This is a genomic window from Flavobacterium sp. 103, from assembly GCF_003096795.1.
In the GTDB taxonomy this organism is placed as follows: domain Bacteria; phylum Bacteroidota; class Bacteroidia; order Flavobacteriales; family Flavobacteriaceae; genus Flavobacterium.
This window is the reverse complement of the sequence record NZ_QENX01000001.1, coordinates 3,566,020-3,584,721: the sequence shown is the minus strand read 5'-3', so window position 1 is coordinate 3,584,721 and position 18,702 is coordinate 3,566,020. Positions and strand designations below refer to the sequence as shown.

Genomic DNA, 18,702 nt, shown 5'->3' with positions numbered 1-18,702 from the left:
GTTATGAACAAATTTGCTGGTTATTTAGTAATTACATTCTTATTTATTAGCTTGATTTCTTGTTCAAATAGTGATGATTCAGAACAATCAACAATCGTAACTTTTAATGCTACTTTGGAAGGGAGTAATGAAGTACCTTCAAATGCCTCAACTGCAAAAGGTACTGCAAAATTGAATTATGATAAGAACACCAAAATTTTCACGCTGACTGTAACATATACTGGCTTAACCCCTACATCTGGACATGTACATCTGGGAGCCAACGATATTAATGGTGATATTCTTTATACTTTTACAAATTTAACATCCCCAATAACTTTTACAAGTCCTGCATTAAATTCATTTCAAGAAAGCTTACTTATGTACAATACCTTTTATATTAATCTACATAGTGACACATTTCCAGAAGGCGAAATAAGAGGTCAACTCATCACAACAAGTCCTGGCGGAGGCTGTGGCAGTTGTGGAGGAACTCTTAGCAAAGCAGCAAAGTCTTCACTTTAATTTCTAGTAAAATATAATGACTCCACATTACTATATATTATCAAATTAAGAAACACATTATAATTCTTTTTTAACTGTTTATTCACCCAAAACATCATAATTATTAAATTCTAGACCTATAAAAATAAAGGCTTCTGTATAAAAAAGTGCAGATTTTTTATCAATACACAAATTCTTCTGAAATAACATTTTTTAACTCTACCGAATGAATTAAAACTTTATTCTGAATATAACTTCCGTAGTTACAATTTTTATCAAAACAATACCTTATTTTTTTCAGTTTACCATTTGAATTACTAATGACTTTTTGAAAATCATTTTTTGAAACCAATTCGTTATTTACCATAATTACTCCATCTTTAGTAAAAAAAACAACTGTCCCATTTTTAGGTTTCTCCGTCATATAATACACATTCGTAAAAGGAATAAAAGCTAAATTCTTGCCAATGCTATCGGCATAGGAATAATAATTTTGGGCTAATTCATTTCGATGTTCCTTTTCTTCCCGTTTCCGCTGTTGCAGTTTTATCACTTCTGGAATAACCAATCGTAAAGGTAGACGCTTGTCAATATTAAGTATCCAATTGGTTGTGATAATGCTGTTTTTCCTGTTTACTTCTGCCAAAGTATCTTTCCCTCTTACTCTGAAAAAAATGTAAATAGACGAAAGATCGACAACTTCTTTTACGATAGTTCGATCTGCTTTTGGTAATAAAATATCTTCTTTATTTCCACAAGAAATGCTCAGTAATAATACAATCCCAAATAGATATTTCATTATTTTAATTTAGTCTATTAAACAAACGAACACATTCAACAGCTTCTTTCACATCATGAACGCGAAGGATTTTTGCGCCCTTAGTCAAAGCAATCGTATTTAAAACTGTGGTTCCGTTTAAGGCCATTTCGGCATTAGAATCTAAAGTTTTATAAATCATTGATTTTCTTGAAATCCCAACTAACAAAGGCAATTCAAGCATCTGAAACAACTCCATTTTTTGCATGACCGCATAATTTTGTTCCAATGTCTTGGCAAAACCAAAACCGGGATCCACAATCAAATCATTTATCCCAAGCAATCTTGCCGCAGCAATTCGTTCCGAAAAATAGAACAACATTTCCTTAATTATATCTTCATATTGAGTAAATGTCTGCATCGTTTGCGGTGTTCCTTTCATGTGCATCATGATATAAGGAACCTGAAATTTTGCAATGGTTTCCAGCATTTTATCATCCAATTTTCCTGCCGAAATATCATTGATAATTGCCGCGCCATTCTCAATGCAAATCTTTGCTACTCCAGCCCGAAAAGTATCAATTGATAATATTATCTCCGGAAAATGTTTTTGAAGCAAATTCACAACAGGAATTATCCTCGATATCTCTTCTTCTTCAGAGACAAACTCGGCATTAGGCTTACTAGAATACGCTCCAACATCAATAAAAGTAGCACCCTCATTGAGCATTTTTTCAACTCGCTCCAGAAGTTCCGATTCGTTTTTATACTTTCCACCATCAAAAAAAGAATTGGGAGTTATATTCAAAATCCCCATTATTTTTGGCGTGGATAAGTCGATAAGTTGTCCTTTACAGTTCATTTATTTTTTTTTGTTTAAAAGTTTAAATTGTTTGAAATTGTTTGAAATTGTTTGAAATTGTTTAAAATCGATTAAACTTTTAAACTCTTAAACTTTTAAACCCTTAAACCTTTAATTTTTTAAACTTTATTTTTCTTATTTTTGGTGCAATTTTATACAAATATACATCAATAATGAAGAATACTTCACAAGAATATGACAAGGTGATTGCCATTTGCCGCACGCTTTTTATCAATAAAATGAAAGATTACGGTAGTGCTTGGCGCATTTTGAGACTTCCTTCCCTAACCGATCAAATTTTTATAAAAGCTCAAAGAATAAGAAGCTTGCAAGAAAATGAAATTAGAAAAGTCGATGAAGACGAAACTGGAGAATTTATCGGTATCATCAATTATTCGATTATGGCTTTGATTCAATTGGAATTGGGCGTGGTCGACCAACCCGATTTGGAAACCGAAAGAGCAACTCAATTATACGATGCAAAAGTAGCTTTGACCAAAGAATTGATGGAAAACAAGAACCATGATTATGGGGAAGCTTGGCGTGATATGCGCGTAAGTTCACTTACCGATTTGATTTTGCAAAAACTGCTTCGTGTAAAACAAATTGAAGACAATAAAGGAAAAACTATCGTATCTGAAGGAATTGATGCCAATTATCAGGATATGATTAATTATTCGATTTTCGCATTGATTTTGATGAACAAAAAATAAATTTTTCGAAGCTCCACATAAAGTTTGCAAAAGAATACTATTAAAAAAACAAAAATGAAAAACATCATCACACAATTCTCCCGAATTTTCGTTGGAATCTTATTTATAATCTCAGGATTAATTAAGCTGAACGATCCTGTTGGTTTCTCTTACAAACTAGCAGAATATTTTAGTGAACCGGTTTTCAACATGCCTTTTTTCGTTCCTTTTTCCTTGGCTATTGCCTTATTTATAGTAATCTTGGAAATAGTTTTGGGCGTAATGTTGCTCATTGGTTACAAATCAAAATTGACAATTTGGCTTTTGTTGCTTTTAATCATAAAATTCACTTTCCTTACCTTCTATTCCGCTTATTTTGATGTGGTAAAGGACTGCGGATGCTTTGGTGATGCATTACATCTTACGCCGTGGCAATCCTTTACGAAAGACGTTGTTTTATTGTTTTTTATATTAATACTTTTTATTAATATGAAATTGGTAAAACCTTTATTTGCAAATAAAATTCAAAATAGCTTGGCAGTTCTAACTGTTTTCCTATGCGCTTTTATGGGTTATTGGGTAATCAATCACTTACCATTAAAAGACTTCCGCGCATTCAAAGTGGGAAACAATATTCAAAAAGGAATGGAAATACCTGAAGGTGCACCAAAATCCGTGGTGGAAATGATTTTTATCTATAAAGTAAATGGTGTTGACAAAGAATTTGCAGAAAAAGATTTGGCCAATATTCCGGCTGGCGCCACTTTTGTGGACAGAAAAGACAAAGTAATCACCGAAGGCTACATTCCTCCTATTCATGATTTCGTGATGGAAAAAGACGGATCCGATTATAAAGAAGAACTACTCCAAGAACCTAAATTATTGATGGTTGTTGCCTATGATTTGGCTCTAGCCAATGCAGATGGCCTTGCAAAAATGGAGCAAATCAGTAAAAACGCTTCCGCAAAAGGTTATAAAACAATTGGAATGACTGCTTCTACTCCAGAAGAAATTGCAAAAATCAAAAAACAATATGGTATCACTTTCGATTTTTATTTCTGTGATGCCATTCCGTTAAAAACTATCGAAAGAGCCAATCCAAGTTTTGTGATTCTTGAAAAAGGAACTATTAAACAAAAAGTACATTACAACGATACTGAAGATTTAGCTTTCTAATTTTAGTTAAAATAATAAAAACAACAGCCTTGTTGGAATATCATTTTCCTGCAAGGCTTTTTTCTTGTTAGTAATAAACATAAAAAAATCACAAAAAAATATCAACTATAACGATATTGTAATTGCTTTTAAAGATTTTCACATTAAAATTCCAAAATCAGTTTACCTAATTTAGATTTCTTTGGTTAACTTTGTGAAAATTCTTTTTTAGATGAAATCGCTATGATTCCACGATACCAAAAGGAATGAAGAATAGCGATTCCATATTCCAACAAAAAAACAAGTATTAAATTCATATGAAAAAAATAGCCCTTTTAGTTATTGCTTTTGCAACATTTTCTTGTACCCAAGCTCAGAAAACTGAGTTCTCCAAAAAAGCACTTTCCGAAACTTTATTAGCTACAGACGGAAATCAAATTAAATTTAAAGATATTCTGAAAAACCAAAAAGGTAAAACAACGCTTATCGAGGTTTGGGCTTCATGGTGCGGCGATTGTGTCAAAGCAATGCCAAAACTAAAAGAACTTCAAACCAATAATCCAAACGTATCTTATGTGTTTATGTCAATGGACAAAACCGCAGATAAATGGAAAGAAGGTATCGAAAAACACCAACTAAAAGGCTTGCATTTCATGGCAAATGACGGCATGAAAGGTGTTTTTGGAAGCGCAATTGACTTAGATTGGATCCCGAGATACATCATTATCGATAAAAACGGAAAAATTGTTGTTTATCGCGCCATAGAAACCGACTTTGATAAAATTAATGCAACCCTAAAACAGTTGCAAGAATAATTGCCATAACAATTGTCAGGTCAAATCATAAAAGAATTAATTAAAAAAGAAAAAACTATAAATACTACAAAAATGAGAAAGAAGATTGTTGCAGGAAACTGGAAAATGCATAAAAATGCAGCACAAACAAAAGAATTATTGAATGAACTATTGACACAAATTCCAGCTGAAACTGCTGCACAAGTAATTGTTGCACCAACATTTGTGAACTTGGCTTCGGCAGTAGAAAACTTAACACACTCCAATATATCGGTTGCTGCACAAAACGTACATCAAGCAGAAAGCGGTGCTTTTACAGGCGAAATCTCTGCAGATATGCTTAAAAGTGTAGGTGTAAATACCGTAATTTTAGGTCACTCAGAGCGTAGAGCTATTTTTCATGAAACTGACGCTTTAATCGCAAGCAAAGTAAATACAGCTTTGAAACACGATATGACCGTAATTTTCTGTTTCGGTGAAGAATTAAAAGATCGTCAATCTGGAAACCACTTCAATATTGTTGAAAACCAATTGAAAGATGGTTTATTCCACATTGAAGCCAAAGATTGGGAAAAAATTGTATTGGCATATGAGCCTGTTTGGGCTATTGGAACAGGTGAAACTGCTTCACCAGAGCAAGCACAAGATATGCACGAATTTATCAGAGAAACAGTTCGTAAAGCTTTTGGAAGCGATGTAGCTGAAGATGTTTCTATTCTTTACGGAGGAAGTGTAAAACCGGATAATGCTAAAGAAATCTTCTCTAAACCAGATGTAGATGGCGGGCTTATCGGTGGTGCTGCCTTAAATGCAAAAGATTTTATTGCTATCGTGACCTCAATCTAAAAAGCAATTATAATATACTTCAAAGCGGTGCAAATAATTTTGTACCGCTTTTTTTTTTGCAATTCATCGAGATTATTTGGGCAAGACCACATTAGGAAAAGGGGCCAAATCTACTTTGCGCCTTTACGCCCCTTTCCCTAATGCGGTCGGGCTATCCATGCTACTTCGGTAGCTTATTCCTATCCCTCTTGCACTTCCAACAGCCTTAATTTCAATACAATAAACATTAGTGTTTTCAAACGTTTTTTATCAATAAAAAATAGTTTGGCATCATTATTGGAAAGTACTAAGAACAAAAAGGAATTGAAGTTCCAGATCGAGTAATACGCAATGCTAACGGTAATATTGAAAAGAAAGATTATTACTCGATCATACTTCAAAACCCAAAATCACTGTGACTTTTCTTTTGTTCATCAATATTTCAAAAAAGAAATATTTTCACCCCAAAAGGTTCAAGAAACTGCACATCGAAATTAATTAAGCCCGATTTGCCCAAAATCAAAAACAAAAAAAAGGAAACTAGGTTTCCTTTTTTTATTGGAGTTAATTCAAATCCATAAAAAAAACCAACGCCATGAATACCGTTGGTTTTTCAACAATCAAATTACAAATAAACTTTATCGTAATAATTTTAATTGCTCAATTGCATTTTGGTTAGCGGGATCGATGCTCAGTGTTTTACCAAAATTTTCTTTCGCTTTGACCTTATCCGTATCTGCATAAATAATACCCAAATTATTATAAGCTTCAATCAATTTTGATTTCATTTTTATAAGTTCAGCAGGATCTTTTTTGTTGGCTGCGCTTATGAAATCCTCATAATTTTTGGCTACCAACGTATTATTTTTAAGCAAAACTTGAATTCTGGCTTTAAAAAGATACGCATCCTGGGTTGTTGGCGAAGCTGTAATAATCGTGTTTAATGCCATGTCGGCTTTATTCAGTTGCTCGATTTGCAGTGGAGACAAATTTTCAATACCACTGCAGGCCCAATACACGGAAGAAGCAAAAAAGAAATTATCCATTAAGTATGATTTTGTCTCTGTGTTTGCAATTGCAATTTCATAAACGGTAGCAGCTTGGTTATATAGCTTTTTCTCGTACAACTTTTTAGCCAAGTCAGGAAGCTCACCGGCAATAGCAGGACTCATATCAAAAGATTTTTTAAGATCTAAAATTCCATTATCAATAAGTGAATTATCAATTGGAACCAAACTTACTCCTTTGCTCAGTTTTGCCGCACCAATATAAAAATAATCTCTTCCAATGACTCTATTTGACGGATCCGAAACATAGGATGTCAAAGAACTTATAGCCGTATCAAAATTATTATTGTAATAAGCAGAATATCCTAAATAACGATAAATCCTTGGATTTACTTTATCAATCTTAGTCATTTCGTTGGCTTCGATTTCAAGTGCTTTGTAATCTTTTGCAAGAATAAGGAAATCAGCATGACGCATACGGGATTCCAAAGAATAATCCGTCAAGGACATATACTTTTCATAAAAAGCCAATCCTTTTGCAATATGAGTATCGTAATTTCGCGCATCATTTAATGCCCATAAATATTGGGTTTCAGCAAGTTCTCGATACACAGGTCCATAATTAGCATTTAATGCAATCACTTCGTCAAACGCAGTTAATGCATAAGGAAAATTATGGGCATTTTTTATTAAAGTACCCAATCCCATTTTGGCTCTTAGTAAAGTATTGTCCAATCTAAAAGCTTCACGATAACAATCATAAGCATCGTTTTGTTTTTTATTGAATTTGTAAGCATCTCCCAAAGCCAATAAAACACTGGTATTTGCCGGATCAATTAATCTGGATTTACTCAAAACCTCAACTGCCTTTTTGTAATTCGGATGATCTGAATAGGTATAGGCCTTGCCTATATATACCGTTTCTTCTAAATCTTTTTTACTACTATTTTGTGTAGCTAATGCAAAATATTTTTCAGCTTCGGCAACATCGTCTTTATCCAACGCAATATAGCCTAATCCGATATAACTAAAATTTCCTTTGGTGGAACACGAAATGCCAGCATCAAAATGTTTTTTGGCGGCTGCATAATCCCCTTGTAACAGACACACATTGCCCAAAAGAAATTTAGCATAGCCATCAGTAGGTTTTGAGGCGGTAATGGTTTCCAAAGTATTTTTCGCTACTTCATACTGTTCGGCATCAATAGCGTTTTTCGCTTGTTTTATATCCTGCGCCTGTCCCAAAAAAACAAAAAACAGTGTTGCGACGGTATAAATAAAAACTTTTTTCATGGTAGATATAATTAATTTGAATATTAAAATAGTGTTGTATTTAATTGGTATAAAACAACACTACAAATATAAAATAATATTAAAGAATAACAGCGTATTTTATCAATTAAATAACTGTAATTCAGTTAGTTATATTTTTAAAAACATGATAAAAGTCATTTTTTTATATTCCAAAAAAAAGTATAAGATTAGCATAAAACGAGAAATAAAAATTAAAAAACAACACTTTTAAAATCTCAAAAACATACTAGGCGTTCATTTTTAGACCATTAACACAAATCTTACCACTATAACTGTATGTGTTAAAAATCAGATGCAATCTTATTTAAAGCAAAGCTCCTTTTCTGAAAATTTATTAAAATGAAATACTTCAAAAAAATAAGCAAAAAAACATTCTCCCAAAATAGTTGCCAAAATTCAAAAAAGGATTGCATCCTATTGTTACCTTTGCAAAAAAATTAAACATGTCAAATATTTATATAGGGTATCATTTTTCAATTGAACCAAAGGAGTTAGGATCGGAAATATTAATTGCCGAATTGGGTGAAAAAGCTTTTGAAAGCTTCACTGAGACCGAAACCGGTATTTCTGCTTTTGTGCAAAAAGACCTTTGGGACGAAACGATATTGGAAGACATTCAAATATTACAATCGGAAGAATTCAAAATCGATTATACTTTTGAGGAAATCGAGCAAGTAAACTGGAATGAAGAGTGGGAAAAGAATTTTGAACCTATCGACGTAGAAGGAAATTGTCATGTTCGAGCACCATTTCACCCGAAAACGGACGCAGAATATGATATTGTAATCGAGCCTAAAATGAGCTTTGGAACGGGGCATCATGAAACTACACACATGATGATTCAGCATTTATTAGAAATGAATGTTACCGGAATGAAAACACTGGATATGGGTTGCGGTACAGCAATTCTTGCCATTCTTGCCGAAATGAAGGGAGCTCAACCTATAGACGCTATTGACATTGACAACTGGTGTTACCTGAACTCCATTGAAAATGCCGAGCGCAACAATTGCAAACAAATTACGGTTTACGAAGGAGATGCTGCGTTATTAAAAGACAAAAAATACGATTTGATCATTGCCAACATCAACAGAAACATTTTGTTAAACGATATGCAAAGCTATGTTGACAGTTTAAATGCGGGCGGAACTATATTATTTAGTGGTTTCTATGAAGAAGACATTCCTTATATTGATGCCTCTTGCACAGAAAAAGGATTAACTTTTGTAAAAAAACTTCAAAGAAACAACTGGGTATCAATAAAATACGTAAATTAGTATCTACTTTTTTATAAATCAACAAAGTACAAAAACCTAAAAGCATGAGTACAATAGAGAAAGTAAAAGAAAGAACCCGAGAAGAGGAAGTTACAACCAAAAACAATGAAATAATAGTTTACAATGATGATGTAAATACATTTGATCATGTCATTGACACTTTAGTTCGTGTTTGCGGGCACACTCCTATTCAAGCAGAACAGTGCTCATTAATTGTGCATTACAAAGGGAAATGCACTGTAAAAACGGGGGAATATGATAAATTAAGGGTACAATGCTCTAGATTACTTGAAGCAGGCTTAACTGCCGAAATAATCTAAACTACACAATACTATTTCCAAAAATTTGTTATTTATTAAACCTACTTGAGAAGTACAATCTTAAGTAGGTTTTTTTATGTCTTCTCTGTACCTGAACTAATTTTGAAACCAAAATACTCTCCAACAACTCTATTCTTCTGAAAATTCGCATTATTGAATATGTAAAACTACTTATAAAAAAATAACAAAAACTACAACATTCTAAACAATTATTCTATATTTGAAAAAAAATACCCCTCAAATGGAAGAATACGGTAAAATATTAGTTTTTGTGATGCCTATTTTTTTGATATTAATTATAATCGAAAAAATATACGGACACTATAAAGGAGAAGACACGGTTCCAAACATGGATTCAGTTTCTAGTATCAGTTCGGGAATGGTCAATTCGGTCAAAGATGTTCTTGGACTTAGTATTACCTTAGTGACTTATGACTGGTTTGAAAACAAGTTTGCCATAATTCATTTGGATGCTACTATATGGGCTTATATCATTGGATTTATCGTCATTGATTTTTATGGGTATTGGAGTCATCGACTTTCTCACCAAATTAATTTTTTATGGAACAAACATGCGATTCACCATAGTAGCGAAGAATTTAATCTGGCTTGTGCCTTGCGTCAAACAGTTTCGAGTTTTGTCAATTTATTTACTTTTCTATTGATTCCAGCGGCACTATTGGGCGTCCCACCAAGGGTAATTGCGATAATACTGCCTATTCACTTATTTTTACAATTTTGGTATCATACCAAACATATCAAAAAAATGGGCTTTTTGGAACACATTCTTGTTACACCCTCGCATCATCGCGTTCATCATGCCATCAACCCCATTTATATGGACAAAAATCATTCGCAAATATTTATTATTTGGGATAAACTTTTTGGCACTTTTCAGGAAGAATTAGATTCGGTTCCCCCTGTTTTTGGCATTACAAGACCAGCACAAACTTGGAATCCTTTCCGAATTAACTTCCAGCACTTGTGGTTATTGATAACCGATGCTTGGCGTGCCGAAAAATGGAAAGACAAACTCACCATTTGGTTCAAACCTACTGGCTGGCGTCCTGAAAATTTTGAAGAAAAATACCCCGTCAACAAAATAACCGATGTTTATGCCTTTGAGAAATATGGGACACAACATTCCAACAAATTAATGTATTGGTCATTATTTCAAGCCATAATCACTTTGTTACTCATTACCTATATGTACAATTCTATTGCGAATATTGGTTTACCAAACGTATTCATCTACGGTGCTTTTATATTTCTAACCGTTTACAGCTACACCGAATTGATGGATACTCGAAAAATCTCATTGTTGTGGGAAACAATCCGCTTTTTTTCGGGAATAGCAATCGTTGCATATCTTGGTGATTGGTTTGGCATGAATACACTTTTCCCTTTGGCGTCTTACATCATAATTGGATATCTCGTTTTATCGCTATTGGTTACGGTTTATTTTGTAAACACCAACTTTGATGCAAAAAAATCAATTGTCGCAACTTCTTAAAAAAATCTATGCAATCATCTTTACTTCTCAAAACCTATATTGGTTTTGCTATTATTTATCTTGGTATTCAATTCCTTAATATTGAAGGATTCGATTTTTATATGAAACCTGTTCTGCTTCCTATTTTACTGGCAGCAGTTGTGGTTTCAGACAATTTTCCAAGTAAAAAAATCCTTTTAACCGCGTTGACTTTTTCCTGGATAGGTGATATTATTTTGCTTTTTACAGATAGAGGCGAACTCTATTTCATCTTCGGGCTAGTAGCTTTTCTTGTATCCCATTTGGTTTATATTATCCTTTTCAGCAAACAACAAAACACTAGAACCAACGATAACAAAGTCCTATTTTGGGTTGGTGTTCTGGTTATTATTGTCTATTTCATTTTTATGATTGATACTTTGTTTCCCAAACTGGGACCTTTAAAAATACCGGTTTTGGTCTATGCGATAGTGATTACCACCATGCTTTTCTTTGCTTTCAAAGGCAGTTTAAAATGGGCGATTCCTGCAAACAATTACATACTTATCGGAGCGATTGTATTTGTAAGTTCCGATAGTATTTTGGCATTCAATAAGTTTTATGCGCCAATTGAACATGCTTCATTTTACATTATGGCAACCTATTGCCTTGCTCAATATTTAATTGTTGCTGGGATTTTAAAATTGAATTCCAAAATATAAAATAATATTTAGGGCGTGCCACCATTAAGAAAAGAGTCCTAATTTAGACTACGCTTATTCGGCCTCTTTCCTTAATGTTGTCGGGCTATACACGCTACTTCGGTAGCTAGTTTCTATCCCTCACTCACGTATAACAAGTCATTTATCCCAAAAAAAAACATTTTCCAATTTAGAAAATGCTTTTTTATACAAAGAGTTTTATTGATTAATGTGGCAACTTACTTTTTAAAGCACCATAAATAACAGTCCCAATCAGCGCTCCAATAAGGACAATAACTACAGGCATAAACCCTGCTCCTATCAATATAAAAATGGGTCCTGGACAAGAACCTACCAATGCCCAACCCAATCCAAAAGAAATTCCTCCAATCCAATATCTGGCATTGTCTTTTGGTTTTTCCTGAATTTCGATTGGAAAACCATCGATGTCTTTGACGTTATATCTTTTGATAATCTGAATACCAACAACTCCTGTCGCAACGGCAACCCCAATAATTCCATACATATGAAACGATTGAAATTGAAACATTTCATAAATACGGTACCAAGAAACCGCTTCGGATTTGGTAAGAACGATTCCAAAAAGGAATCCTACGAGAAAATATTTTAATACATTCATGGTCTAAAAAAGTAAGGGTAATAAAAAGTGAGCCATAATCAGTCCGCCAATAAAGAAACCAATAACCGCTTTCAACGAAGGCAATTGCAAATTACTCAATCCTGAAATTGCGTGTCCAGATGTACATCCACCTGCATAACGCGTCCCAAAACCAATCAAAATACCACCAACAAGGAGTATCAAAATACTTTTGGGTGATTGCCAAATTTGTTCTCCAAATAAAGCTTGGGGCATTAACTGACCATTGGGAGCATCGATTCCCATTTGGGCAAGTTGAGCTATCGTTTTTGGATTAATATCAACATTAGAAGGATCGCTCATAAAATGCACAGCTACAAAACCACCGGCCATAGCACCCAAAACCACTACTAAATTCCAACGATTTGCTTTCCAGTCAAAATCAAAATACTCAATACGTTTTCCTAATCCGGTCATAGAACATAAAGACTGAAGATTAGTTGACATACCGAAATTCTTTCCGAAATAAATCAGTGAAAGCATCACCATTCCGATTAAAAAGCCAGCGACATACCAAGGCCATGTTTGAAAAATCACACTCATATAAATTTGTTTTGGTTACAAATATAAAAGGATTTTGATAAATTCATCAATTCAGCTGTTTTTTGACAAAAAAATATAAGGATTACAGTTGGTTTTTGATAATAGAGTAAAGTTCTTTTTATATTTGTGGTAAGAAATACATCACTTTAAAAATTTAAACTCTCAAAATGAAAAAAATAGCCTTATTCATAACGGTACTCCTACTACTCGTTTCATGCGGAAGTATTAAATCTTCAATAAAAAACGTAGATAATAATGCTCCTGTGCCTGTAGTGGGTAAAAATAATGCCTTTATAATTACTCAATACAGTAAAGACAAAAAATACGGATATGATAAAGACTACCCTATCAATATTTTTTACAAAGGCACCAAAAATGACACCATCAACCAAAAATATTTCATAAATGCTTTGGCAGGACCAAAAGGCGAAAAAATAACTTATAAAAAATTGGAAAACTGCTGCCCATTTCCAACCAAAACTAGCGATATGGGTGCTGGATTTCTAGATGTATATGAATTAAGTTGGGAAGGTTTAAAAAAGCCAATCATCTTGTATTTGAACATCTATGAAAGAGGTCAATTAATGGTTCCGGTTGGTCTTAGTTTAAAGAAAATATAATTAAAACCACTACTGCCCTAGCCCCGATAGTAGCGGTATCCTTTATGTCTCGTTTTTTCACGAGACATAAAGATACAAGCGAATAGCGGGAATAGCTCCAAATAATAGCTTTAATGCTTCTAAAAATAATTGCTAAATCTAATTCGGAAATCGCAAATTCAAACTACCTTTGCACTTTCAAAAAAAACACAATATGAACATACATAATATCCCACAAATCAAACATACTGAGAGCGGTAACTTCTTTTTACTAGCTGGTCCATGTGCCATTGAAGGAGAAGAAATGGCAATGCGAATTGCTGAAAAGTTAGTTGGCATCACTGATAGATTACAAATTCCTTTTGTATTCAAAGGTTCTTTTAAAAAGGCAAATCGTTCTAGAATAGACAGTTTCTCTGGAATTGGAGACGAAAAAGCACTTAAAATACTGGAAAAAGTATCTAAAACTTTTGGAGTGCCGACTGTGACGGATATCCACACTAATGAAGATGCTGCAATGGCTGCAGAATATGTAGATGTATTACAAATTCCTGCTTTCCTTGTTCGTCAAACTGATTTGGTTGTGGCTGCCGCCAATACCGGAAAAGTGGTGAACTTGAAAAAAGGACAATTCATGAGTCCGGAGAGTATGAAACATGCGGTTCAAAAAGTATTGGACTGTAATAACCAAAACGTGATGGTAACGGATCGTGGAACTATGTTTGGCTACCAAGACATGATTGTTGATTACAGAGGTATTCCTACTATGCAACAATATGCTACAACAGTTTTGGATGTTACTCATTCATTACAACAACCAAACCAAACTGCTGGAGTAACCGGAGGAAGACCTGATATGATTGAAACTGTTGCCAAAGCTGGAATTGCTGTTGGTGTAGACGGTATTTTTATTGAAACTCATTTTGACCCAGCTAATGCTAAAAGTGACGGTGCAAATATGTTACACTTGGATTACTTCGAGCCTTTAATGAACAAATTGGTTGCCATTAGAAAAACCATAAATCAATTTTAATTTAACATAGAATACCAATACATTGAAAACATTTTTTTTTTACGCCTCATTTCTAGTTCTTTTTTTATCAATTAATGCTTTTGCTCAAGACAGCACGCAAAGTACTGAAAAATTTACTGCACACAATAAAGGAAAATTCTTCATTTCATGGGGTGGCAACAGAGAAAGCTATAGTGAATCTGATGTAAACTTCAGAGGAAAAGATTACAACTTTACAGTTGATAATATGGTTTCTCACGACAAACCAAAAGGCTGGCATGTTGATTATATAAATCCTGCTAACATGACAATTCCTCAAACTAACTTTAGAATGGGATATTTCATTAACGATCATTACAGTGTCGCTATTGGTTGGGATCACATGAAGTATGTAATGAGCCAAGCTCAAATAGCTAATGTAACTGGTTATATTAATTTACCTGCTGATCAATCTGGCTCTATTTACAACGGAGTTTATAATAATACTCCTGTAGATATGTCTCAAGGTAATGCTCAGGAAGGTGGTTATGAGAAAAATGTTGTTCAGCCAAATGGTACTGCTTTTTTAATGTACGAACATACAGATGGTTTGAACTATGTTAATACTGAGGTTTCCAGACATGACGATATTTCGAAATTATTTAAATTACCAAATACAGATAAAATTCAGATCAACTTAACTGAAGGTTTAGGAGCCGGACTTTTATATCCAAAAACAAATGCTACTGTGCTAGGAATGCCTCGTCATGATGATTTTCACATTTCTGGATATGGTTTATCTGCAAAAGCGGGAATTAACTTTACGTTTTTCAAATATTTCTATATACAAGGTGAGCTAAAAACGGGTTACATCAACATGCAAGATATTAGAACAACAACAAGTAGTGATGATAAAGCTTCACAAGATTTCTTCTTTTTCCAAAGAATTATTGCTTTTGGAGGTATTTTTAGATTATAAAATACTCTCACATAAAATCAAAATCTCCTTCGGGAGATTTTTAGTATAAGATAGATTTTAGTTGCTTTAATAAAAATTATTAATCAAATTTAAAGACATTGAAAACAAAAATTTTACATACTGCTTTTTTAGTTTTTTTCTTTACTGCTAATGCTTTTGCTCAAGACAGTACACCATCAAATGAATTATATACCGCACACAACAAAGGAAAATTCTTTGCACATTGGGGAGGAAATAGAACTTATTACACTACTTCTGATTTACATTTTGAAGGAGAGGGATACAATTTTACAGTAGAAAATGCACAATCTCATGATTTACCAAAAGGCTGGAATATTGATTATGTAAAACCTGGAAGCTTAACTTCATCGCAGACCAATTGGAAAATTGGGTATTTTATCCACGATAAATTTAATGTTTCCATTGGAGTTGATCACATGAAATATGTGATGACTCAAAACCAAACAGCAATGATTAATGGAACGATTAATTTGCCTTCGACTGAAGCCGGTTCTCAATTTAACGGAACTTACAATAACCAACCAATAGATTTAACTGACGGTAAATTTTTAAAATTTGAACATACAAATGGATTAAATTATGTTTTTACCGAAGCAGCTTATTACACAGATATCTCTTCAATTTTTGGAATTACAAATACCGATATATTTCAATTAAACTTCACGCAAGGATTAGGAATGGGATTATTGGTTCCAAGAACAGACGCTACAGTATTACAAAAACAAAGACATGACGAGTTTCATATTTCAGGATACGGTTTTTCGGCGGATGCTGGTTTAAATTTCACTTTCTTCAAACATTTTTACATGCTAACCGAGTTAAAAGGTGGTTATATTAACATGACAGATGTTAGGACTACTTATACTGGTGATCATGCTCAACATCATTTTTGGTACGGAGGAACAATTGTTTCTTTTGGAGGTATCTTCAGACTTTAATTCATCCTCAACATAGTTATGAAATCTCCTTCGGGGGATTTTTTTTATTTATGACTATCCGTAACAAATACCATACCCATTCAATTGGCCACGGATTAAAAAGATTAGAACAGATTTCTTTAATAATGGGAATAAAATCTGTGTAAATCTGTGTAATCAGTGGCAAAAAAAAACACTTAGTACGCTTTACGGACTGTACTATTTTTATTTATATAATGTCGCAGCTTCCCGGATTACATCTACCAAAATAGTATTGTCAATATCCTCTAACTCATAATACCGAAGCGACTTTACTGTATTCCTCTTTTCTCCGACAAGATAATCCTGGTTTCCTGTTAATTGAAATCCTCTGGCAAAACCTGCGTCTACAAATCCCTTTTTTTGATTGGGTGCCAAATAGCAGAAAGGTTTTTTCTTATAATAGAAATAAGGTATTCCCCATTTAAAAAGCAAATCCAATTCAGGCATTTCCCGTTCAAACACACTTATTAGATGCAAAAGAATTGACCTAAACTTTTCAGGCTGGCGATAGATATATTCATCCGTAATTTTCATCTAATAAAAATAATAAAAAAGTATTGTTTTTCTTAAATTTTATTATTTACTTTGTAATTCAAAGTACTTTATATATGGACGATAAATATTTACAAGATATCAGTGAGATTAAAAACATGATGAATAAATCCTCTCAGTTTATATCTTTGAGCGGTTTGGGTGGAATAATGGCAGGCATATATGCCTTGATAGGTGCTTTTATAGCCCATATATTAATTGAAAACAACAATAATAATTATGGTTCGGGTAATTACGACAAGATTATCACTTTAGAAAGCCATACTTTCAAACTAATCGTTTTGACTGCACTTTTAGTATTAGTTTTGTCAATAGCCACGGCCATATTACTAACCTACAACAAAACAAAAAGAGGAGGCGAAACAGTATGGAATAGCAGTTCAAAAAGACTGTTAACCAACTTCATGATTCCATTGGTAACCGGTGGAATTTTTGGCTTGTTATTATTGCGAAATGGAAGCTATGGATTGATTGCCCCCGTAACTTTGATTTTTTATGGTTTGTCTTGTGTAAATGCAAGTAAATATACACTCCGAGATGTGCGCTATCTGGGTATCACGATTATTATAATAGGGCTTTTAGCCACCGAATTCTCCGGGTACGCGTTAGAATTTTGGGCATTAGGATTTGGAATCTGTCATATCGTATATGGTAGTATGATGTATTTCAAGTACGACAGGAACTAGATTGCAGAGTTTTAGATTGAAAATAATAAAACAGACAATATCGATGTGAACTATGAAACCAAAAAGTACAGATATGAAAAAAACGAAATATATTTTTGCCATAATTACCTTTCTGATGAGTTTTGGATGTGCCCTTTTCATTGCTAATTCAATGTTTGGGAATATTCTTTTTGGTGCTCGACCTGTCACAGTCTTGGATAAAATACAAGAAGGAGACATGATTTTTCAAACTTCCCAATCCAAACAATCTGAAGCCATAAGAATAGCCACAAATTCCAAATTTTCCCATTGCGGAATCGTATTTATTGAGAAGGGTGAAAAATATGTTTTTGAAGCTGTTCAACCTGTAAAATACACACCCCTCAAAACTTGGATTACCCGCGGAAAGGAAAATCATTTTTTGGTAACCCGATTAAAAAATGCATCGAGGCTTTTAAGTTCTGTAACTTTGCAAAAGATGAAAAATTATGCAAAAGGCTTCAACAACAAAGACTATGACCACTATTTTGAATGGTCTGATGATAAAATATATTGCTCAGAATTGATTTGGAAAATATACAAAAACGGAGCTGGAATCGAATTGTGTCCTCTTCAAAAACTAAAAGATTTTAATTTAGAAGATACCCGAGTACAAGCAATACTAGCAGAAAGATATGGAAATAAAATCCCGCTTGAAGAGAACGTAGTTGCGCCATCAAACCTGGAACAATCCAAAATAGTAACCACAATAATTGATACTTACTAAGACTTGAAAAACATTATTCAAAATATAAATAAAGCATTTGACCACCGCATACGACTTGGAATCATGTCGGTTTTGATGGTCAATGAATCGGCTGATTTTAGTACTTTGAAAGAATTATTAGGCGTTACCGACGGTAATCTGGCCAGTCACACCAAAGCCTTGGAATTGGAAAGCTACATTGCAATCGAAAAGCAATTTATTGGGAAAAAGCCAAATACAAGCTACAGAGCTACCAAAGCTGGTCGCAAAGCATTTCAAGATCATATTGATGCACTCGAAAAATTAATACAGAAACGATAATCTATTTTTTT

General features: G+C 33.5%; 22 protein-coding genes. 16 read left to right on the top strand and 6 right to left on the bottom strand.

The features are described from left to right. Positions 1-3 precede the first annotated feature (3 nt). On the top strand, positions 4-504 hold the full coding sequence (locus C8C85_RS15220; protein WP_116797826.1) for a CHRD domain-containing protein: 501 nt from the start codon (positions 4-6) through the stop codon (positions 502-504). Positions 505-664: 160 nt separating this feature from the next. On the opposite strand, the gene C8C85_RS15215 is transcribed toward C8C85_RS15220, so the two are convergent. Both C8C85_RS15215 and folP read right to left on the bottom strand, forming a co-directional pair. Continuing rightward, on the bottom strand, positions 665-1,282 hold the full coding sequence (locus tag C8C85_RS15215; RefSeq protein ID WP_116797825.1) for a hypothetical protein: 618 nt from the start codon (positions 1,280-1,282) through the stop codon (positions 665-667). Positions 1,283-1,286: 4 nt separating this feature from the next. Further along, complete coding sequence (gene folP, locus C8C85_RS15210) at positions 1,287-2,102, bottom strand: dihydropteroate synthase (RefSeq protein WP_243412117.1); 816 nt, start codon at positions 2,100-2,102, stop codon at positions 1,287-1,289. A gap of 173 nt (positions 2,103-2,275) precedes the next feature. Here folP and C8C85_RS15205 point away from each other — a divergent pair, with 173 nt between their 5' ends. From C8C85_RS15205 to tpiA, 4 genes are all read left to right on the top strand, one after another. Beyond that, on the top strand, positions 2,276-2,815 hold the full coding sequence (locus C8C85_RS15205) for a DUF1599 domain-containing protein (protein WP_116797824.1): 540 nt from the start codon (positions 2,276-2,278) through the stop codon (positions 2,813-2,815). A gap of 54 nt (positions 2,816-2,869) precedes the next feature. Beyond that, a complete protein-coding gene (locus C8C85_RS15200) occupies positions 2,870-3,970 on the top strand; it encodes a BT_3928 family protein (protein ID WP_116797823.1) in 1,101 nt (366 codons plus the stop codon). A gap of 296 nt (positions 3,971-4,266) precedes the next feature. After that, positions 4,267-4,764 (top strand): TlpA family protein disulfide reductase, encoded by a 498-nt coding sequence (locus C8C85_RS15195; RefSeq protein WP_116797822.1) that lies wholly within the window; start codon positions 4,267-4,269, stop codon positions 4,762-4,764. A gap of 72 nt (positions 4,765-4,836) precedes the next feature. Then, a complete protein-coding gene (tpiA, locus tag C8C85_RS15190) occupies positions 4,837-5,589 on the top strand; it encodes a triose-phosphate isomerase (protein ID WP_111408746.1) in 753 nt (250 codons plus the stop codon). A 617-nt stretch (positions 5,590-6,206) separates the two neighbouring features. Here the strand turns inward: tpiA and C8C85_RS15185 are convergent. Beyond that, entirely contained in the window at positions 6,207-7,868 is a 1,662-nt protein-coding gene (locus C8C85_RS15185) for a tetratricopeptide repeat protein (protein WP_116797821.1), read from the bottom strand. Positions 7,869-8,332: 464 nt separating this feature from the next. On the opposite strand from C8C85_RS15185, the gene prmA reads away from it, so the two are divergent. The 4 genes from prmA to C8C85_RS15160 all read left to right on the top strand — a co-directional run bounded on the left by prmA (position 8,333) and on the right by C8C85_RS15160 (position 11,679). Further along, the gene (gene prmA, locus C8C85_RS15175; protein WP_116797819.1) at positions 8,333-9,166 is read left to right on the top strand and encodes a 50S ribosomal protein L11 methyltransferase; all 834 of its coding nucleotides are present in this window, start codon (positions 8,333-8,335) and stop codon (positions 9,164-9,166) included. A 44-nt stretch (positions 9,167-9,210) separates the two neighbouring features. Then, complete coding sequence (locus C8C85_RS15170) at positions 9,211-9,486, top strand: ATP-dependent Clp protease adaptor ClpS (protein ID WP_077370286.1); 276 nt, start codon at positions 9,211-9,213, stop codon at positions 9,484-9,486. A gap of 241 nt (positions 9,487-9,727) precedes the next feature. After that, positions 9,728-10,999: a sterol desaturase family protein gene (locus tag C8C85_RS15165; RefSeq protein ID WP_116797818.1), complete on the top strand. Its 1,272-nt coding sequence runs from the start codon at positions 9,728-9,730 to the stop codon at positions 10,997-10,999. An 8-nt stretch (positions 11,000-11,007) separates the two neighbouring features. Then, complete coding sequence (locus tag C8C85_RS15160) at positions 11,008-11,679, top strand: lysoplasmalogenase (RefSeq protein ID WP_116797817.1); 672 nt, start codon at positions 11,008-11,010, stop codon at positions 11,677-11,679. A gap of 205 nt (positions 11,680-11,884) precedes the next feature. Here C8C85_RS15160 and C8C85_RS15155 read toward each other — a convergent pair whose 3' ends face one another. Next, a complete protein-coding gene (locus C8C85_RS15155) occupies positions 11,885-12,298 on the bottom strand; it encodes a DUF6691 family protein (protein ID WP_116797816.1) in 414 nt (137 codons plus the stop codon). A 3-nt stretch (positions 12,299-12,301) separates the two neighbouring features. Then, the gene (locus C8C85_RS15150) at positions 12,302-12,859 is read right to left on the bottom strand and encodes a YeeE/YedE family protein (RefSeq protein WP_116797815.1); all 558 of its coding nucleotides are present in this window, start codon (positions 12,857-12,859) and stop codon (positions 12,302-12,304) included. Between the two features lie 167 nt (positions 12,860-13,026). On the opposite strand from C8C85_RS15150, the gene C8C85_RS15145 reads away from it, so the two are divergent. The 4 genes from C8C85_RS15145 (at position 13,027) to C8C85_RS15130 (ending at position 16,387) form a co-directional block, all read left to right on the top strand. After that, a complete protein-coding gene (locus tag C8C85_RS15145) occupies positions 13,027-13,479 on the top strand; it encodes a 2-dehydro-3-deoxyphosphooctonate aldolase (protein WP_116797814.1) in 453 nt (150 codons plus the stop codon). Between the two features lie 193 nt (positions 13,480-13,672). After that, positions 13,673-14,491 (top strand): 3-deoxy-8-phosphooctulonate synthase, encoded by an 819-nt coding sequence (kdsA, locus tag C8C85_RS15140; RefSeq protein WP_116797813.1) that lies wholly within the window; start codon positions 13,673-13,675, stop codon positions 14,489-14,491. Positions 14,492-14,561: 70 nt separating this feature from the next. Then, positions 14,562-15,428 carry a hypothetical protein gene (locus tag C8C85_RS15135; protein WP_410501045.1) on the top strand — a complete coding sequence of 289 codons (867 nt, stop codon included), beginning with the start codon at positions 14,562-14,564 and terminating at the stop codon, positions 15,426-15,428. A 98-nt stretch (positions 15,429-15,526) separates the two neighbouring features. Next, the gene (locus tag C8C85_RS15130; protein ID WP_116797811.1) at positions 15,527-16,387 is read left to right on the top strand and encodes a hypothetical protein; all 861 of its coding nucleotides are present in this window, start codon (positions 15,527-15,529) and stop codon (positions 16,385-16,387) included. A gap of 204 nt (positions 16,388-16,591) precedes the next feature. Here C8C85_RS15130 and C8C85_RS15125 read toward each other — a convergent pair whose 3' ends face one another. Beyond that, positions 16,592-16,942 (bottom strand): DUF1801 domain-containing protein, encoded by a 351-nt coding sequence (locus tag C8C85_RS15125; protein ID WP_116797810.1) that lies wholly within the window; start codon positions 16,940-16,942, stop codon positions 16,592-16,594. Positions 16,943-17,016: 74 nt separating this feature from the next. Between C8C85_RS15125 and C8C85_RS15120 the strand changes: the two genes are divergently transcribed. From C8C85_RS15120 to C8C85_RS15110, 3 genes are all read left to right on the top strand, one after another. Next, positions 17,017-17,646: a hypothetical protein gene (locus C8C85_RS15120; protein WP_116797809.1), complete on the top strand. Its 630-nt coding sequence runs from the start codon at positions 17,017-17,019 to the stop codon at positions 17,644-17,646. 73 nt (positions 17,647-17,719) lie between these two features. Beyond that, positions 17,720-18,391 (top strand): YiiX family permuted papain-like enzyme, encoded by a 672-nt coding sequence (locus C8C85_RS15115; protein WP_116798504.1) that lies wholly within the window; start codon positions 17,720-17,722, stop codon positions 18,389-18,391. A gap of 3 nt (positions 18,392-18,394) precedes the next feature. Next, the gene (locus C8C85_RS15110; RefSeq protein ID WP_116797808.1) at positions 18,395-18,691 is read left to right on the top strand and encodes a winged helix-turn-helix domain-containing protein; all 297 of its coding nucleotides are present in this window, start codon (positions 18,395-18,397) and stop codon (positions 18,689-18,691) included. The last annotated feature ends 11 nt before the right edge of the window (positions 18,692-18,702 follow it).